The organism is Nocardia sp. GTS18 (assembly GCF_013839555.1).
GTDB lineage: Bacteria > Actinomycetota > Actinomycetes > Mycobacteriales > Mycobacteriaceae > Nocardia > Nocardia rosealba.
The window spans coordinates 62,153-79,487 of the sequence record NZ_JACBIU010000008.1; the positions used below are offsets into that span (position 1 = coordinate 62,153).

Here is a 17,335-nt window from a genome sequence, read left to right on the forward strand (position 1 = left end):
ACCGTCAACGCCCGAACCCGTTGCTGCATCACCTCCCGGGCGGTCTCGGACACTCACGCTGTGACAGCCGACCGCCTATGGGGACTTGGTCATGCTGGGCTCGTGGTCGACCCGTTCAGTGCGCATCCGGAAAGCGCGCGTACATGTACATGTCGCGCGGTTGACCGTCGATCTTCTGCCATCGGCGCAGCAAGCCCTCGCGTCGATATCCGGCCGACTTCGCGGCACGCCATGATCCCTCGTTGGCGAACCGCCGCTCAGGAGCGCGTGCTTCGCCAACTCGAAGCGGAACGGACAAGCGGTGCTGGATGGGCATGGGAGCGAATGCGCTGGGCATGCGGGCCAAGTTCGTCTGTGAACTAAGTGTCACGCGGTGCTGGGAGCGCGGCTAGTTCTTGGAGGGGCGGGTAAGTCGGACCATCGCGCGGTAGAGCTCGCGCGGCGTCGGCGCGGGTGGCAACGGGCCGGGGTCGGTGCTGGGGGTGGCGTAGGAGCGCAGCATGTGTCCGACGAGGCGTTGCCACGCGTTGGGCGCGGCGTCTCCGGTGGCGTTGATGACTCCTGCGTTAGCCATCAGCAGGATGACGATGTCCTCGTCGGTGAAATCCGCGCGCAGGTGGCCGCTGTTCTTGGCGCGGGCGATGAGTTCGAGGACGCCGTTGTAGGCCTGAGTACGGCGGGCTTCGAGAGGTTTGGCTGCGGGGAAGGTCATGGTGAGCACGTCGGCGAAACCGCGGTCGGCAGCCTGCATGGCGCATACAGCGTGAATGAATCCGGCGAATCCTGCCCATGGGTCGCTATCGGCGAGTGCGGTGTCGACAGCGGCGACGTAGCCGTCCATACGGTCGGCGAACACCGCGGCGATGAGGTCTTCGCGGGTGGGGAAGCGGCGTGCCAGGGTCGCGTTGCCGACCCCGGCCTCGCGTGCGACCGCTGCCATGGAGACTCCGAGGCCCTCGCGGGCATACAGGCGTCGGGCGGCATCGATGATGCGCTCTCGGTTGCGTTCGGCATCGGCGCGCAGGGCGGGCTCGTCGGCGGTCGCGGGAGGGGTCGGAGGAGTTGTCACGTGCACCACTCTACCTAAGTGGAATGGGCTGCCCACTTGTGTTGTTACACTCAGCGAACAGAAATGGAAACCCCTTACCACTTAACTGGAGGGGTTGACCTGCACAAACCATGACAAGGAGTAATCGTGAACGTTGCCCTCTGGATCGTGGCCGGTGTCCTGGCCGCGATGTTCGCCCTCGCCGGGGTGCAGAAATCGCTGCAACCCCAGGACAAGCTGGCCGAGAAACTGCCGTGGGTCGAAGACGTCTCCCTGCCCACGCTGCGATTGATCGGTGTCTCCGAACTGCTGGGCGCACTCGGCCTGATCCTGCCCGCCTGGACCGGGATCGCCCCGATCCTGACCCCGGTCGCCGCGGTCGGGCTGGCCGTGATCATGGCACTGGCCGCGCTCACCCACGCTCGCCGCAAGGAACCAGCCGCGATCGTGTTCAACCTCGCCCTAGCCGCGGCCGCGGTGTTCGTCGCCTGGGGACGTTTCGGCCCCTACGCCTTCTGACCCCCTGATTCCCCGAAGGAGAACTCCGTTGAACGTCACCGTTTTCGGCGCCACCGGCGCTATCGGTTCGCTGACCGTGGACCGGCTGCTCGCGGCCGGGCACACCGTGACCGCCTACGCCCGCAACCCCGCCAAGATCCCCGCCCGCTGGGGCGAGCAGGTGAAAGTCGTGATCGGGGAGGTGTCCGACGCCGCCGCGATCGATGACGCCGTCGCCGGTGCTGATGCCGTGATCAGCGCGTTGGGCCCGAGCATGGACCGCAAAGCCACCGGGACCCCGCTGATCGAGGGCACCGGCCACATCCTGGACGCGATGAAGCGCCACGGCGTGCGCCGCTACATCGGCCACGCCACCCCTGCGGTGCTCGACCCGCAGGAAAAGCCGACCCTGGTCACCCGGTTGATCGGGTTCATGCCGCGCACGTTCATGCCCCGCGCCTACGACGAGATCACCGGCATGTCGAACCAGATCATGTCCTCGGGGCTGGATTGGACGATCGTGCGGTTCATCGCCCCCAAGGACGGCGCTCCCAAGGGCCGCGTCCGGTCGGGGTTCTTCGGCACCGACAAGCTCGGCTTCGCGATCACCCGCGCCGACATCGCCGCCTTCACCGCCGACCAGATCGGCGAGAGCCGCTACCTGCGTCGCGCACCCGCCATCAGCAACTAATCCCTGTCGAATCCTGAACGGAGACATCCCTGTGTCCATCGTCATCACCGCTACCTCCGGCCACCTCGGCCGCGCAGCTGTCGAAGCCGTCCTCGACCGCGGTACCGACCCCGCGCAGGTGATCGCCGGGGCCCGCGACCTGGCCAAGATCACCGACCTCGCCGCCCGCGGGGTCCGCACCGCGGTCATCGACTACGACGACCCCACCACCGTTACCGCCGCGGTGACGCCGGGCGATGTGTTCGTGCTGGTCTCGGGCACCGACCTGGCCAACCGTGACCGCCAGCACGCCGAGGTGATCGCTGCCGCCGCGCAAGCCGGTGCCGGGCGGATCATCTACACCAGCGGCCTCAAGGCCGACGACACCGCGCTGCCGATCGCGGCCATGCACCTGCCCACCGAGAACGCGGTGCGCGAGAGCGGGACACCGTTCACGATCTTGCGCAACGGCTGGTACAGCGAGAACTACGCCCGAGACATCCCCACCGTCCGCGAGACCGGGGTGCTGCTGTCGAGCACCGGCAACGGGGCGGTCGCTTCGGCGTCGCGTCGCGATCTTGCCGAGGCCATCGCGGTCGTGGCCACCACCGAGGGCCATGAGGGCAACACCTACGAGCTGTCCGGCGATACCGCCTGGACCTACGACGAGCTCGCTGTCGCGCTGGCGCAGGTCCTGGGCCGGGAGGTCACCCACCGCAATGTGTCCTCCGACGAGCACCGCGCGATCTTGATCGACGCCGGTGTGCCCGAGCAGTTCGCCGATATGGCCGTCGCTGTCGATGCCGGTCTGGACGCGGGCGCGATGGGTTTCCGCAATGGTGACCTGTCGCGGCTGATCGGACGTCCCACCACCCCGCTCGCCGAGACCTTGCACACGCTGGTCTGAGTATCACTTCCCGCGTGGCCGCCCACCTCTGTCCGGGGTGGGCAGCCACGAGACCCTCAGTAAGTCAGGAGAATCCGATGCCCTTCGAGCTCGGTGTCTACAGTTTCGGCAACACCCCCCGCACCACCGACGGCGGCTACGGCCCAACCTCCCAAGCCGTGCGCGACGCACTCGAAGCCGTTCGGCTCGCCGATGAGGTCGGTTTGGACTTCTTCGGTTTCGGCGAGCACCACACCGCCTCGATGCCGCTGTCCTCGCCGACCGCGATGGTCACCGCCGCCGCGGCCACCACCGAGCGCATCAAGATCGGTACTGCGGTCACGGTGCTTTCCACCGACGACCCGATCAGGGTTTTCGAACAGCTCGCCGTCGCTGACGCGATCGCACCGGGCCGTATCGAGGCCGTCGCCGGCCGCGGCTCGTCCACGATCACCTTCGACCTGTTCGACTTCGACGAAGCCGACTACGACATGCTCTTCGCCTCCAAACTCGACCTGCTGCTCGCGGGCGACCACGGCGAGAACATCACCTTCGACGGCCCGCACCGTCGCAAACCCTTGACCGATGTGACGGTCTATCCGCGTCCGGCGCAGCCGTTGCCGATCTGGCTCGGCACCGGAGGCAGCCCGAACTCGGTGATGCGCGCGGTCGAGCTCGGCCTGCCGATGTTCATCGGCGTCCTCGGGGGCACCCCGGAGCACTGGGCCCGCTACGGCCACGCCTACCGACAGGCTTGGGCGCAGACCGGCCGCCCTGCGGATCAGGGGCGGATCGCTATCGCGGTCCACGGTTTCGTCGGCCCCGACAACGCCGCCGCCAAAACCACCTACCTAGAACACGAACTCGCCATGTTCGCCACCGGTGCCGCCGAAGCAGGGCGACCCCCTATGACCCCGACCGGCCGCGAACGCGACCTCGACCCCGGCGGCATGGTCTTCGCCGGAAGCCCTGACGAGATCGCTGACCGAATCATCGGCCTGCACGAACTGCTCGGCCACGACCGCCAGATCCTGCAGATGGACGTCGGTGGCATGCCCCAAGCCGACCTGCTGGCAAGCATCGAACTACTCGGTACAGAAGTCGCGCCCCTCGTCCGCAAGGCGCTCGACTGACCTAGCTGGCGTTCAGCGAGGTAGCGGCGTTTGTGTCGATCTGGGCAGAGTTCGCTACAGCGCATAGACCTCGCGGAGCTGGTTGTCATCGCAGAATGTGGACGATGCCACTACGGGCGGCTTTCGGACGAAACTCAGTCGGCGGTGAGAGCTTTGGCCGGATCGATATTTCCGGCTCCCCGGGCGAGTGGGTGAGGTTCGCCGGTTAGGACGGCTAAAGCGGCCGCGACTTCGTGCAGTTGGGCTTTGACGTAGGTATCGGTTGTGCCGGTGGTCTTTCCGCGGTGCCCGGCGAAAGCTCGCGCCACGGCGTAGCTGAACGTGCGTTCGACCCAAGTCAATGTGGTGTGGCGCAGCCAGTGTGTGGTGACGCCTTGTGTGGCTACCCAGGGCAGTGATTCGCCGACTCGGCTCCAGATGTAGTCGTATCGGCGTCCGGTGATCGGGCGTCCGTGGTGGTATCGCAAGAGTTGGCCGCTGAACGGGGCGTGCCGGTTGGTCGCGTGGTCGTGGAGGTGTCGCATCAGCGTCGGGGATACGGGTTGCCAGCGGTCCGAGCCGCCCTTCTCGCGAAGGAATACCAGGCATTGGTCGCGATCGAGATCCTGGGGGCGCATCGCCAGCGCGCCGCCGCGACGGCATGCGGTTTCGAGATGGAATCGCAGAATCAGGGAGTCGAGTTCGGGGTCGTCTCCGGATGTGGCTGCGATCTGGCAGATTTCGGCGACTTGACCGGATGGGATCGCATAGCGGTGTGAGGGGCGGCGGGTCGGGATCGGGAGCTTGCGTGCTGGATTGTCCTGCGGTCGAATCCAACCGGCCTCTTCCGCATAGCGGTAGATGCAGCGCACTGCGGACACGTAGTGTTCGACTGCGCTCGTGCCGCCGCGCGACGCCTTGTTCGTTCGAGCTGTCGCCTGGACCATCTGTGCGAGTTCTTCCAATTCATGGTGGGTGGGTTCGCCCAGAGATCGGTTTGCCCATCGGGATTCGAGTAGGTCGAAGTGGGTGCCGTAGGTACGGGCCGTCCCGGCCGTCAGGCGTGCCCGCACCCGAGGGATCGCTTCGGCGAAAGTCGGGGCGGTGGGTGCGGTGTCGATGAGATCGGTCGCGGCGATGCCCATCTGGGCCAGCAGAAGTCGGGCAGCAGCAAGAGCCTCTGTGGTGACGGGGGAACCAACGGTGCCGGTCACAGTGTCTCCTCGAGAAGTCGGCGGCTCTGACCGGTCAGGTTGTCGAGCACGGCGGGAGGGTGGATCAGCAGTCCGCCCAGAGTGCGGTGTGCCATCAGCAGCACCCGATCGCCTTCGATCAGTCCGACCCGGCGGCGTGTGCGGAACGGGATGCGTAAAAACCCGGCGCCGGTTATGACGACGGACCCGTCCTCGGTCTCGCGGGCGAGGATCAGTCGGCCCTCCGGGCATGACACGTTCAGTCGGGTGCCTGGCGACCAACCCAACTGGGTGAATACCGCACGGTCGGCAATACGTCCGGACTCTCCGACTACAGCTATTCCGTAAGCAAGGTTCTTGTTGGCTGATCGGGGAACGGCGAACACCGGCAATGGGCCGTGGATGCGTTCTTCCAACTGGCTCAGCGGTGGAGTCAGCGGCTCGATCATCGCTGATCACCTCGTCCCGACAGCCTGAAATGCGCGGCGCCGGGCTGGTCAAAAGTGACACAGCTGCCACCCTCAAAAATCGGTCTGTACAGGTCAGACGCTTCCGATGCCGAATTTGTGTGTCGGCGCGGGCACTCGCACACCCGACGGTGCGTGAGCGCTACTCGCGTTCGAGAACTCGGCCCACAGGCCGGTTTCGGGGAACGGCGGTCGTCGCCGAAATGTGGCACAGCTGCCACCGGTGAAGCATGTTTATGCAGGTCATGGTCGTCCACAGGTGCTCTCCTGAGTGTGCGAGTGCACTCGAACACTTAGAAGCCCTGATCTGGCCCGAAGGCCAGGAATGTGTGCGCGAGAGGGGACTTGAACCCCTACGTCCGTGGACACCAGAACCTAAATCTGGCGCGTCTGCCAATTTCGCCACTCGCGCTGGATGTGTACGACCGTCCAAACTCTACCGGGCGAATCGGGCTCTCCCAAGCGTTGGGGCGGCGTGGCGTACTGGTGGGTAACACGACCTGGGATTATAACGATTCGATAAAGGTCAATATGAGGGGCACTCATGTTTTGCAAACGGACAGTAGGGCCTCACCTGCGCGTTCAAACATGAGGCGGGGTCATGTTTCAGAATAAACTTGTACGGTCGTACGGAAATACTGGGTGGTAGCTGCTGTGGGGGCGGGAAACGTGAGGCTTTCCTCATGATTTTGTGCGATCGTGGCTTCTAACAGGCCCGAGGGGCTGCCGGATACGTGTGCGTGCCGTCGGTGGGCGGAGCGCCAGGAGAAGGAAGTCGAGCGACTTGACGATCAACGAGAGCACCGAGATGGGCACGGGGTCGACCGCGAAAGCCGAAGGTCGTGGCCGGGCAACGGGTGTCCGGGTGTCGCTGCTCGAGCAGTTGCGCGGTGGCGCGGGATACGCGTTGGCCTTCGGTGGGCAGGGCGCGCAGTGGTTGCGTGAGCTCGAGGAGATCGGGCGCGACAGCGCGCTGGAATCCGAGCTGACGGCGCTGGTCGGCGAGGCCGCGGCGCTGGTCGATCCGGTTGCCACCCAGTTGCTGATGGTTCGCCCCGGCGGGTTCGACCCCATGGGCTGGGTGCTCGAGAGCGAACTCGACGAGCCGGAGGAGCCGTCCTCGGCACCGGCCGACGCGGTACTGCGGTCGGCGGCCGTATCGATGCCCGGCGTGCTGCTCACCCAGCTCGCGGCGATTCGCGCGCTGCGGCTGCAGGGTCTCGACCCGGCCGAGCACGCGCCGGTCGCCGTCATCGGGCACTCCCAGGGGCTGTTCGCCGCCGAGGCCGTGCGGGCCGGTGGCGCGCGCGACGCGGAGCTGCTGGCGATTGCCCAGCTCGTCGGTGCGGCCGCCGGTCTGATCGCGCGCAGGCGCGGGCTGATGCCGGTGGGGGAGCGCTCGCCGATGGTCGCGGTGTCGAATGTCGATCCGGAGCAGTTGCGCGCGATCGTCGCCGAGGTGGGCGAAGGGGTCGACCCGGCGCAGGCCGCGGTGGTGTCGATCCGCAACGGCCGCAGGCGGGTCGTGCTGTCGGGTGCGCCCGCGCAGATCGACCGGGTGCGGGCGCGCTGCGCGCAGCTGCACGAGGAACAGAACCGTGAGCGCGAAGCGAAGATCCGTGGTGGCGCGGTGTTCTCGCCCGTCTTCGAAGACGTGACCGTCGACGTCGCCTTCCATCATCCGGCGCTGGCCGAGACCGTCGACGTGGTCGCGGGCTGGGCCCGTCAGTGCGAGCTCGACGTAGACCTGGCCGCCTCGCTCGCCCAGCAGATCCTGGTCGACCCGATCGACTGGGTCGCCATCGTCGACTCCGCCGTCGAGGCGGGCACCCAGTGGATCCTCGACCTCGGCCCCGGTGACCTGCTCTCGCGCCTGACCGGTGGTTCGCTCAAGGGCACCGGTGTCGGTGTCGTCGCGGCGGCCACACGCGCGGGGCAGCGCAGCCTGCTCACCCCGGGTGCGGCGCCCGAACCGTCGGTGCCGTGGTCGGCATTCGCGCCCAAGCCGGTGCGCCTGCCCAACGGCCGCATCGTCGTGGAGACCTCGTTCACCCGCCTCACCGGCCGTTCACCGATCCTGCTCGCCGGCATGACGCCGACCACTGTCGACGCGAAAATCGTTGCGGCGGCGGCCAACGCGGGGCACTGGGCGGAGCTGGCCGGTGGTGGACAGGTCACCGAACAGATCTTCGCCGACCGGATGACCGAGCTGCGTCAGCTGCTGCAGCCGGGCCGCGCGGTGCAGTTCAACTCGCTGTTCCTCGACCCGTACCTGTGGAAGCTGCAGCTCGGCGGCAAGCGGCTGGTGCAGAAGGCGCGTGCGGCCGGTGCGCCGCTGGACGGCGTGATCGTCACCGCGGGTATCCCCGAACTCGACGAAGCCGTCGCGCTGATCGCCGAGCTCACCGAGGTGGGTATCAGCCATGTCGCCTTCAAGCCGGGCACCGTCGCCCAGATCCGGGCGGTGCTGCGGATCGCCGACGAGGTGCCGGACTACCCGGTGATCATGCATATCGAAGGTGGCAAGGCGGGCGGGCACCACTCCTGGGAAGACCTGGACGACCTGCTGCTGGCCACCTACGCCGAGTTGCGCGCCCGCGCCAACGTGGTCGTCTGCGTCGGCGGCGGCATCGGCACCCCCGAGCGCGCCACCGACTACCTCACGGGCACCTGGGCAACCAACCACGGCTACCCGGTGATGCCGCTCGACGGCGTGCTTGTCGGCACCGCGGCGATGGCAACCCTCGAGGCGACCACCGCGCCCGAGGTGAAGCAGCTGCTCGTCGACACCCCCGGCACTCCCGACTGGGTGGGTGCGGGCACCGCGAACGGCGGCATGGCCTCGGGCCGCAGCCAGCTCGGCGCCGACATCCACGAGATCGACAACGCCGCCTCGCGCACCGGCCGCCTGCTCGACGAGGTCGCCGGTGACGCCGACGCCGTGGCCGCGCGCCGCGACGAGATCATCGCCGCCCTCGACGCCACCGCCAAGCCGTACTTCGGCGACGTGGCGACCATGACCTACCAGCAGTGGCTGGAACGCTATGTCTCCTTGGCCGTTTCCAGCGATGTTCCGATCTCCTTCGATTGCGGCAGCGATATCGGTGACGCCATTCGCGACGCCACGCGCTCGGACTGGCTCGACATCAGCTGGCGCGACCGGTTCGCGGAGATGATGCGCCGCACCGAGGCCCGGCTGCACCCGGCCGACCGCGGCGAGATCGAAACCCTCTTCGCCGACGACGCCGACTTCGAGCACCCCGTGCAGGCGCTGTGCGCGCTGAAGAAGCAGTACCCGGCCCTCGCCGAGACCGTGCTGCACCCGGCCGACGTGCCGTTCTTCGTGTCGCTGTGCAAGACGCCGGGCAAGCCGGTGAACTTCGTGCCCGTCATCGACGCCGATGTGCGCCGCTGGTGGCGCTCGGATTCGCTGTGGCAGGCCCATGATCCGCGCTACTCGGCCGACCAGGTGTGCGTCATCCCCGGCACCGTCGCCGTCGCGGGTATCACCCGGGTCGACGAGCCGGTGGGTGAGCTGCTCGACCGCTTCGAGCAGGACGCCGCGTTCAGCCTGGTCCGCTCGGGTGTCACCCCGGCGCCGGTGGACGCGCGCCGGGTGGCCGGTGTGGTCGCGGGCCCGATCGACACGGTGCTGGCGGCCCCCGATGTGCAGTGGGCCGGGCGCACCACCGTCAACCCGGTGCATCGCCTCGGCGCGGTATCGGAGTGGGTGGTCGAGCAGGGCAGCGCGGTGCATACCGGCACCGGTGCCACCCTGACCGAAACGACCGGCCCGGAAGCCGAATTCAGCTACGTCGAGCTGGTTGTTCCGCTGCTCGGCAAGGACGCTGTGCGGATCCGGATCACCGTCCCGACGAGCGTGTACTCCGGCGGGGCGCCGGTCATCACCGAAGCCGATGCCGAAACCGCCATGTCTGCCCTGCTCGGCGTGGCCGCCGGTGCGTCGCTGCCCGACGTGAAATCCGGTGTGGCACATCTGAACCTGGCCTGGCAACCGGATCTGATCGCCGACCACGCGGGCGTCACCGGCTCGGGTCTGCCCGAGACGCTCAGCACCCTCGGCCGCACCGCACCCGACGTGCTCGTCGGCGCCTGCTGGCCCGCCGTCTTCGCGGTGCTCGGCGCGGCCCGCACGCCCGCCGGCGGTTCGGTGATCGAGGGCATGCTCGACCTGGTCCACCTGGATCACCAGATCGAACTGCTCGCCGAACTGCCCTCGGAGACAGCGATTCTCGTCGTCCGCGCCGACGGCGGCGAAGTGGTCGACACCGATATGGGCCGCGTGGTCGAGGTGGCCGTGAGCATCGGCGTCATCCTCGATCAGGGCCTCGACGCCACCCCGCTGGCCCGGTTGGTCGAACGGTTCGCCATCCGTGGCCGCAACGGCGCCGGTGAACTCACCGACCCGCCGCGGGCCGCCGGGTCCGTGTCCGGCGCGGCCACCGACACCCCGCGTCGCCGCCGTCGCGATGTGAGCATGGCCGCGCCGCGCGCCATGCACGCCTTCGCCGCCGTCTCGGGCGACCACAACCCGATCCACACCAGTGAGGCCGCCGCCAAGCTGGCCGGCCTCGGCAGCCCGATCGTGCACGGCATGTGGCTCTCGGCCGCCGCCCAGCACGCCGTGGTGGCGGTGGATCCCGAAAGCTCCGTTCCCGCACGCACTCTCACGGCATGGACCACCCGGTTCCTCGGCATGGTGCGCCCCGGCGCGACCGTGGACGTGCGGGTGGAGCGGATCGCGGTGGACGCGGGCGCCGAGATCGTCGAGGTCTCCTGCCGCGTCGAGGGTGACCTGGTCATGACCGCGACCGGGCGCACCGCCGCCCCGAAGACCGTGTACGCCTTCCCCGGGCAGGGCATCCAGCGCAAGGGGATGGGCCTGGACGCACTGACCCGCTCGAAGGCGGCCAAGCAGGTGTGGGAGCGTGCCGACGCGCACACCCGCGAAGCACTCGGTTTCTCGATCCTGGCGGTGGTGCGCGACAACCCCACCTACCTCAAGGCGCGCGGTGTCGAACACCGTCACCCCGACGGTGTGCTGCACCTGACCCAGTTCACCCAGGTCGCCATGGCGACCCTCGGTGTGGCCCAGGTCGCCGAGCTGCGCGAGGCCGGTGCCTTCGTCGAAGGCGCCATGCTGGCCGGGCACTCGGTGGGTGAGTACAACGCACTCGCCGCCGTCGCCGGTGTGCTGCCGCTGGAAGCCGTGCTCGAGGTGGTGTTCCAGCGTGGCTCGGCCATGCACGAGCTGGTCCCGCGTGACGCGCAGGGTCGCAGCGACTACCGGATGGCCGCCATCCGCCCGTCGCAGATCGGCCTGCCCGACGACGAGGTCATCGGCTTCGTCACCGGCATCGGCGAAGCGACCGGTGAGTTCCTCGAGGTCGTGAATCTGAACCTGCGCGGCTCGCAGTACGCCATCGCGGGCACCGTGGCCGGACTCGAGGCACTGGAGACCGAGATCGACCGTCGCCGCGCCGAGTTCGGTGGCAAGCGGGCGTTCATCCTGGTTCCCGGTATCGACGTGCCGTTCCACTCCTCGGTGCTGCGCGACGGCGTGCCGGAGTTCCGGCACAAGCTCGAGCAGCTGCTGCCCACCGAGGTGCACCCGGAGGTGCTCGTCGGGCGCTACATCCCGAACCTGGTGCCGCGGCCGTTCTCGCTGGAGCGTGAATTCCTCACCGAGATCGCCGAACTCGTGCCGTCGGAGCCGCTGCAAGCGGTGCTCGCCGACTTCGACAGCTGGGCCGAGCGCGATGCCGAACTGTGCCGCGTGGTGCTGATCGAGCTGCTGGCCTGGCAGTTCGCCAGCCCGGTCCGCTGGATCGAGACCCAGGACCTGCTGTTCACCGACACCGCCCACGGTGGTCTCGGCGTGGAGCGTTTCGTCGAGATCGGTCTCGGTGCCACTCCGACCGTGGCGAACCTGGCGAGCCAGACGCTGAAGCTGCCCGCGTTCGGTGGGGCGACGGTCGAGGTGGTCAATGTCGAGCGCGACGCCGCGGTCGTCTACTCCACCGACACCGATCCCGCGCCGGTCGAGGACGACATCGAGGAGACCCCGGCCGCCGAAGCCCCCGCTGCCGCAGCCGCTCCCGTGGCCGCCGCACCGGTGGCGACCGGCGGACCGCGCCCCGACGACATCGCCTTCACCGCCGCCGACGCCACCCGCGTGCTCATCGCGCTGTGGACCAAGCTGCGCTTGGACCAGATCGGCCCGGTCGACACCATCGAGGGCCTCTGCGACGGTGTGTCCTCGCGCCGCAACCAGCTGCTGGTCGACCTCGGCGCGGAGCTCTCGCTCGGTGCCATCGACGGTGCCGCCGACGCCGACATGGGCGCGCTCGCGGCCACCGTCGAACGTCTGGCCCGCACCTACAAGCCGTTCGGCACCGTGCTCACCGACGCCATCGGCGACCACCTGCGCAAGGTCTTCGGGCCGTCGGGCAAGCGGCCCGCCGCCATCGCCGACCGGGTCAAGAAGGTCTGGGAACTCGGTGACGGCTGGGCCAGCCACGTCACCGCCGAGGTCTCGCTCGGCACCCGCGAAGGTGTCAGCGTGCGCGGCGGGGACCTCGGCGGACTCGTCGGTGGCGCTCTCACCGACGCTGCCTCCGTCGATGCCGCCATCGACGCGGCTGTGCAGGCTGTCGCCGCCCGGCGCGGGGTCGCGGTCTCGCTGCCCTCGGCCGGTGGCGCGTCCGGCGGCACCGTCGACGCGGCCGCGCTGGGTGAGTTCACCGAGCAGATCACCGGTCGCGACGGCGTGCTCGCCACGGCGGCTCGCGTGGTGCTCGAGCAGCTCGGCCTCAGCGAGCAGGTGAGCGCACCCGAAGCCACCCCCGATACCCTCGTCGACCTGGTGTCGGCCGAACTGGGTTCGGACTGGCCGCGTCTGGTGGCTCCCGCGTTCGACGCTCGCAAGGCCGTCCTCATCGACGACCGCTGGGCCACCGCCCGCGAGGACCTCGCCAAGATGTGGCTCGGCAACGACGCCGAGACCGCCCAGCTGTCGATCGACGGCTACTACGGTGCCGGGGAAGCGGTTGCCGCACAGGCGAACTGGTGGCGTCAGCGGGCCATGCACGAGGCCCGCTCGGTGCTGGCCGGGGTGTACGCGCAGATCGCGCAGGTCGCCCTCGACACCAGCGAACCGGGGCTGTGGTCCGACGACGTCGCCGTGATCACCGGTGCCAGCAAGGGTTCCATCGCCGCCGCCGTCACCGGCAAGCTGCTCGCCGGCGGTGCCACCGTGGTGGTGACCACCTCGAGCCTGAACGACGAACGGCTGCGGTTCTACCGTTCGCTGTATCGCGACAACGCCCGCCACGGCGCGGCGCTGTGGGTCGTCCCCGCCAACATGGCCTCCTACCAGGATCTGGACGCGCTCATCGAGTGGGTCGGGTCCGAGCAGGTCGACAACGCCGGTGGCGCCAAGATCAAGGTCAAGGACGCCATGACTCCGACGCTGCTGCTGCCGTTCGCGGCGCCGCGCGTCGCGGGTGATCTCGCCGACGCCGGTGCGCGTGCCGAGATGGAGATGCGCGTGCTGCTGTGGTCGGTGGAGCGGCTGATCGGCGGCTTGTCCGCCCTCGGCGCCGATCACGACGTCGACGCGAAACTGCATGTGGTGCTTCCGGGTTCGCCCAACCGTGGCCTCTTCGGCGGCGACGGTGCCTACGGCGAGTCCAAGGCCGCGCTCGACGCCGTGGTCGCCAAGTGGCGGGCCGAGAAGTCGTGGGCCGCACGGGTCACCCTGGTGCACGCGCTGATCGGCTGGGTGCGCGGCACCGGGCTGATGGGCCACAACGACCCGATGGTCGAGGCCGTCGAGGCGGCGGGCGTGCACACCTGGTCGACCACCGAGATGGCCGACGAACTGCTGAAGTGGTGCACCTCGCGTGCCCGTCAGGTGACGGTCACCGGCCCGCAGCAGATCGACCTCACCGGCGGCCTGGCCCGCGCCAAGCTCGACCTGCCCGCGCTGGCCAAGCAGGCACAGGAAGCCGCGGCCGCGGCCGAGGAGGAAGCGGCCACCGCCGCGACCATCGCCGCGCTGCCCGCACCGCCGACGATGAGCTCGGCGCTGCCGGTGCCCGAATGGGGCGAGGTGACCGCCGATCTCAGCGAGATGGTCGTCATCGTCGGCGCGGGCGAGCTCGGCCCGTACGGCTCCGCGCGCACGCGTTTCGAGATGGAGGTCGAGGACAAGCTCTCGGCCGCGGGCGTACTCGAGTTGGCCTGGACCACCGGTCTGATCCGCTGGGAGAACGAGCCGAAGCCGGGCTGGTACGACACCGAATCCGGTGATTTCGTGCCCGAGGAAGAGGTGGCCGAGCGCTACCACGACACCGTCGTGGAACGCTGCGGTGTGCGCCGCTACGAAGACGACGGCGCCATGCTCGACAACGCCGCCCCGCTGCTCACCTCGGTGTTCCTCGACCAGGACCTGTCGTTCACGGTGGCGAGCGAGGCCGAGGCCCGCGCGTTCCACACGGCCGATCCCGAGCACACGGTGATCACCCCGGTCGCCGACTCCAGCGACTGGACCGTCACCCGCAAGGCGGGCACCGAGATCCGGGTCCCGCGCAAGGCGAAGCTGTCGCGCGTGGTCGGCGGTCAGATCCCCACCGGCTGGGACCCGACCATCTGGGGCATCTCCGCCGACATGGCGGCCTCGATCGACCGGGTGGCGCTGTGGAACATCGTCTGCACCGTCGACGCGTTCGTTTCGGCGGGCTTCAGTCCCGACGAGCTGATGAGCTGGGTGCACCCGAGCCTGGTGGCCAACACCCAGGGCACCGGCATGGGTGGCATGTCCTCGATGCGCTCGCTCTACGTCGACAACCTGCTCGGCGAGCCGCGCCCGAACGACATCCTGCAGGAGGCACTGCCCAACGTCGCACTGGCGCACGTGGTCCAGTCCTACGTCGGCAGCTACGGCGCCATGGTGCACCCGGTCGCGGCGTGCGCCACGGCGGCGGTGTCGGTGGAGGAGGGCGTCGACAAGATCCGGCTCGGCAAGGCCGAGGTCGTGGTCGCCGGTGGTTACGACGATCTCGGTATCGAGGGCATCGTCGGCTTCGGTGACATGTCGGCCACCGCCGACTCGGCGGCCATGCGTGCCAAGGGCATCAGCGACCGGTACTTCTCCCGCGCCAACGACCGCCGTCGCGGCGGATTCGTCGAATCCCAGGGTGGCGGCACCGTGCTGCTGGCCCGCGGTGACGTGGCCGTGGAGATGGGTCTGCCGGTGCTTGGCGTACTCGCCTTCGCGCAGTCGTTCGCCGACGGCGTGCACACCTCCATCCCGGCACCGGGTCTCGGTGCGCTCGGTGCGGGACGTGGCGGCAGCGGTTCGCGGCTGGCCGCCGAGTTGCGCAAGCTCGGTGTCACCCCGGACGACATCGCGGTGATCTCCAAGCACGACACCTCCACCGCCGCCAACGATCCCAACGAGTCCGAACTGCACGAGCGGCTCGCGGGCGCACTGGGCCGCAGCGAGGGCGCACCGCTGTTCGTGGTGTCGCAGAAGAGCCTCACCGGCCACGCCAAGGGCGGCGCCGCGGCCTTCCAGCTCATCGGCCTGTGCCAGGTGCTGGAAAACGGTGTGGTGCCGCCGAACCGGAGCCTTGACTGTGTCGACGAGAAGATGCAGGCCTACCCGCATCTGGTGTGGGCACGCGAACCGCTGCGCTTCGGCGAGAAGTTCGCGCTCAAGGCGGGTCTGGTGACCTCGCTCGGCTTCGGGCACGTGTCGGGTCTGCTCGCGGTGGTGCATCCGCAGGCGTTCCTCGCCGCGATCGAACCGGGCGCGCGGGCGGAGTACCAGGAGCGGGCGCAGGCACGTCAGCTGGCGGGCAGGCAGCGTTTCGCCGAGGCCATGTGCGGCGGCGCGGCACTGTACGAGAAGCCGGCCGATCGTCGCCTCGGCGCCGACGGCACCCCGGCCAAGCAGGTCCGGCAGCTCGAGGCCGACATGCTGCTCTCGCCGACGGCGCGCCTCGACCAGGGGCTGTACCGGGCCAACGGAATCGGTTGCGAGACCGGGCTGCTCGGTTCCGCCCCGCAACCCAGCGAAGCGTCGTAGGCTGCCGCTTCGTGACGATTCTCGGTATCGGCTTGGACCTGGTCACCATTTCCGAGTTCGCCGAACAGCTGCAGCGGCCCGGGTCGGCCATGCTCAGGGAGACGTTCACCGCCGGTGAACGCCGCTACTGCCAGAGCAAGCAGACCGACCCGGCCCGCAGCTTCGCCGCCCGCTGGGCCGCGAAGGAGGCGGTGCTCAAAGCCTGGGCGTCGTCGCGTTTCGCGCGCAGCCCGCAGATCGGGGACAACCCGTATCCGCTGATCGAAGTAGTCAACGACGCGTGGGGCAGGCCGAGTATCAAACTGCACGGCCTGGCCGCGGAGTTCCTGCCGCGCGTGCGCGTGCACCTGTCGCTGACCCACGACGGCGACACCGCCGCGGCTATGGTGGTTCTCGAAGATCCAGGTGAACTAGCCGACCTCATCGAAGGACGGGTAGGAAACTCCTAGCGCCGCAGACGTTCCGGGCCCGGGTCGAGGTCACTCCTCCGACCCGGGTCCTTTCGCGTGCCTGGACTCCTTCTCGGCGACCAGCAGATACGCCACCATCAGCCGCTTGAGTTCGGCGACGGCATCGGCGTTGGACTGCTCGTCCTGCACCGAGAAGTTGAGCATCGAATAGACGACGTGCACCAGCACCTCGGCCATCATCGTGCGCCGGGCGCGGGGAGTGCGCGGGGTGAGCGGCCGCAGCATCTGCGACACGACCTCGGCGAACTCCTTCTCGTGCAACGCGCCGGTCGCCCGGGTGGACGGGGTGGACTGCATCGCCAGCCACACCTCGCGCCGCGACGGATCGGTGGTCCACAGATTCGCCAGGTGATCGACGAACTGGTTCATGTGCCGCAACCAGTCCAGCGACGGCACCTCGCCGTGGAAATCGGCCAGCTCGCGCGAAACCGCGACGAGGTCTTGCCGATTCAGCTCACAGACGATCACGTACTTGTTGGCGAAGAACTGATAGAGCGTGCCGATCGGCACCTCGGCGCGCTGGGCGACCTCTTCACAGGTGAACGATTCGAAACCCACCTCGACCAGCAGTTCTCGCGAAGCCTGCAGCAATGCGTCGAACTTGCGCTTGCTGCGCTCCTGGGTGGGCCGCTTGCGCGGCATCAATTCCTGTGGATCGTCCTGCAATTCCAGCGCGGGGTCCGGGCGGTGCTGCTTGGACCGGGCCTGCGCATGTACTTCCACCCATCCAGGCTAGCGCTAGAGGGACCTATACGACATCCGCATACCCGAAGCGTGTCAGGAACCGGTGTGATTCCCACCCATCCGACCCGTGACCGGTGACGAATCATCAGATGAGCGTGCGTGCATCCGCACGCTGATTCGCGGTTCGTACCGC

Annotated in this window: 10 protein-coding genes and 1 tRNA gene; 6 read left to right on the forward strand and 5 right to left on the reverse strand. The window is 68.6% G+C overall.

Annotated features, from left to right (window positions below):
* Positions 1-388 precede the first annotated feature (388 nt).
* Complete coding sequence (locus HYG95_RS10755; protein WP_181697850.1) at positions 389-1,069, reverse strand: TetR/AcrR family transcriptional regulator; 681 nt, start codon at positions 1,067-1,069, stop codon at positions 389-391.
* A gap of 126 nt (positions 1,070-1,195) precedes the next feature.
* Between HYG95_RS10755 and HYG95_RS10760 the strand changes: the two genes are divergently transcribed.
* From HYG95_RS10760 to HYG95_RS10775, 4 genes are all read left to right on the forward strand, one after another.
* A complete protein-coding gene (locus HYG95_RS10760) occupies positions 1,196-1,567 on the forward strand; it encodes a DoxX family protein (protein WP_181697851.1) in 372 nt (123 codons plus the stop codon).
* Positions 1,568-1,595: 28 nt separating this feature from the next.
* Positions 1,596-2,237, forward strand: a complete 642-nt coding sequence (locus tag HYG95_RS10765) for an NAD(P)-dependent oxidoreductase (RefSeq protein WP_181697852.1) — start codon at positions 1,596-1,598, stop codon at positions 2,235-2,237.
* 31 nt (positions 2,238-2,268) lie between these two features.
* Complete coding sequence (locus HYG95_RS10770; protein ID WP_181697853.1) at positions 2,269-3,123, forward strand: NAD(P)H-binding protein; 855 nt, start codon at positions 2,269-2,271, stop codon at positions 3,121-3,123.
* Positions 3,124-3,200: 77 nt separating this feature from the next.
* Entirely contained in the window at positions 3,201-4,235 is a 1,035-nt protein-coding gene (locus HYG95_RS10775; protein WP_181697854.1) for an LLM class flavin-dependent oxidoreductase, read from the forward strand.
* 134 nt (positions 4,236-4,369) lie between these two features.
* Here the strand turns inward: HYG95_RS10775 and HYG95_RS10780 are convergent, their stop codons facing one another.
* From HYG95_RS10780 to HYG95_RS10790, 3 genes are all read right to left on the reverse strand, one after another.
* Positions 4,370-5,428, reverse strand: coding sequence for a tyrosine-type recombinase/integrase (locus HYG95_RS10780; RefSeq protein WP_370465748.1), 1,059 nt, complete (start codon positions 5,426-5,428; stop codon positions 4,370-4,372).
* Positions 5,425-5,856, reverse strand: a complete 432-nt coding sequence (locus HYG95_RS10785; protein ID WP_181697855.1) for an AbrB/MazE/SpoVT family DNA-binding domain-containing protein — start codon at positions 5,854-5,856, stop codon at positions 5,425-5,427. The genes HYG95_RS10780 and HYG95_RS10785 overlap by 4 nt, the downstream gene beginning before the upstream one ends.
* A gap of 348 nt (positions 5,857-6,204) precedes the next feature.
* Positions 6,205-6,286 (reverse strand) — tRNA-Leu (locus HYG95_RS10790).
* Between the two features lie 372 nt (positions 6,287-6,658).
* Between HYG95_RS10790 and HYG95_RS10795 the strand changes: the two genes are divergently transcribed.
* The gene (locus HYG95_RS10795) at positions 6,659-15,988 is read left to right on the forward strand and encodes a type I polyketide synthase (protein ID WP_181697856.1); all 9,330 of its coding nucleotides are present in this window, start codon (positions 6,659-6,661) and stop codon (positions 15,986-15,988) included.
* An 11-nt stretch (positions 15,989-15,999) separates the two neighbouring features.
* Complete coding sequence (locus tag HYG95_RS10800; protein WP_067486057.1) at positions 16,000-16,437, forward strand: holo-ACP synthase; 438 nt, start codon at positions 16,000-16,002, stop codon at positions 16,435-16,437.
* 30 nt (positions 16,438-16,467) lie between these two features.
* On the opposite strand, the gene HYG95_RS10805 is transcribed toward HYG95_RS10800, so the two are convergent.
* Positions 16,468-17,100 (reverse strand): TetR/AcrR family transcriptional regulator, encoded by a 633-nt coding sequence (locus HYG95_RS10805; RefSeq protein ID WP_084457458.1) that lies wholly within the window; start codon positions 17,098-17,100, stop codon positions 16,468-16,470.
* Positions 17,101-17,335 lie beyond the last annotated feature (235 nt).

What these genes read in the sequence shown, in the direction of transcription:
- HYG95_RS10775 (WP_181697854.1), top strand. Translation starts at nt 3,201, where the DNA reads ATGCCCTTCGAGCTCGGTGTCTACAGTTTCGGCAACACCCCCCGCACC.
- HYG95_RS10785 (WP_181697855.1), bottom strand. Translation starts at nt 5,856, where the DNA reads ATGATCGAGCCGCTGACTCCACCGCTGAGCCAGTTGGAAGAACGCATC.
- HYG95_RS10805 (WP_084457458.1), bottom strand. Translation starts at nt 17,100, where the DNA reads ATGCCGCGCAAGCGGCCCACCCAGGAGCGCAGCAAGCGCAAGTTCGAC.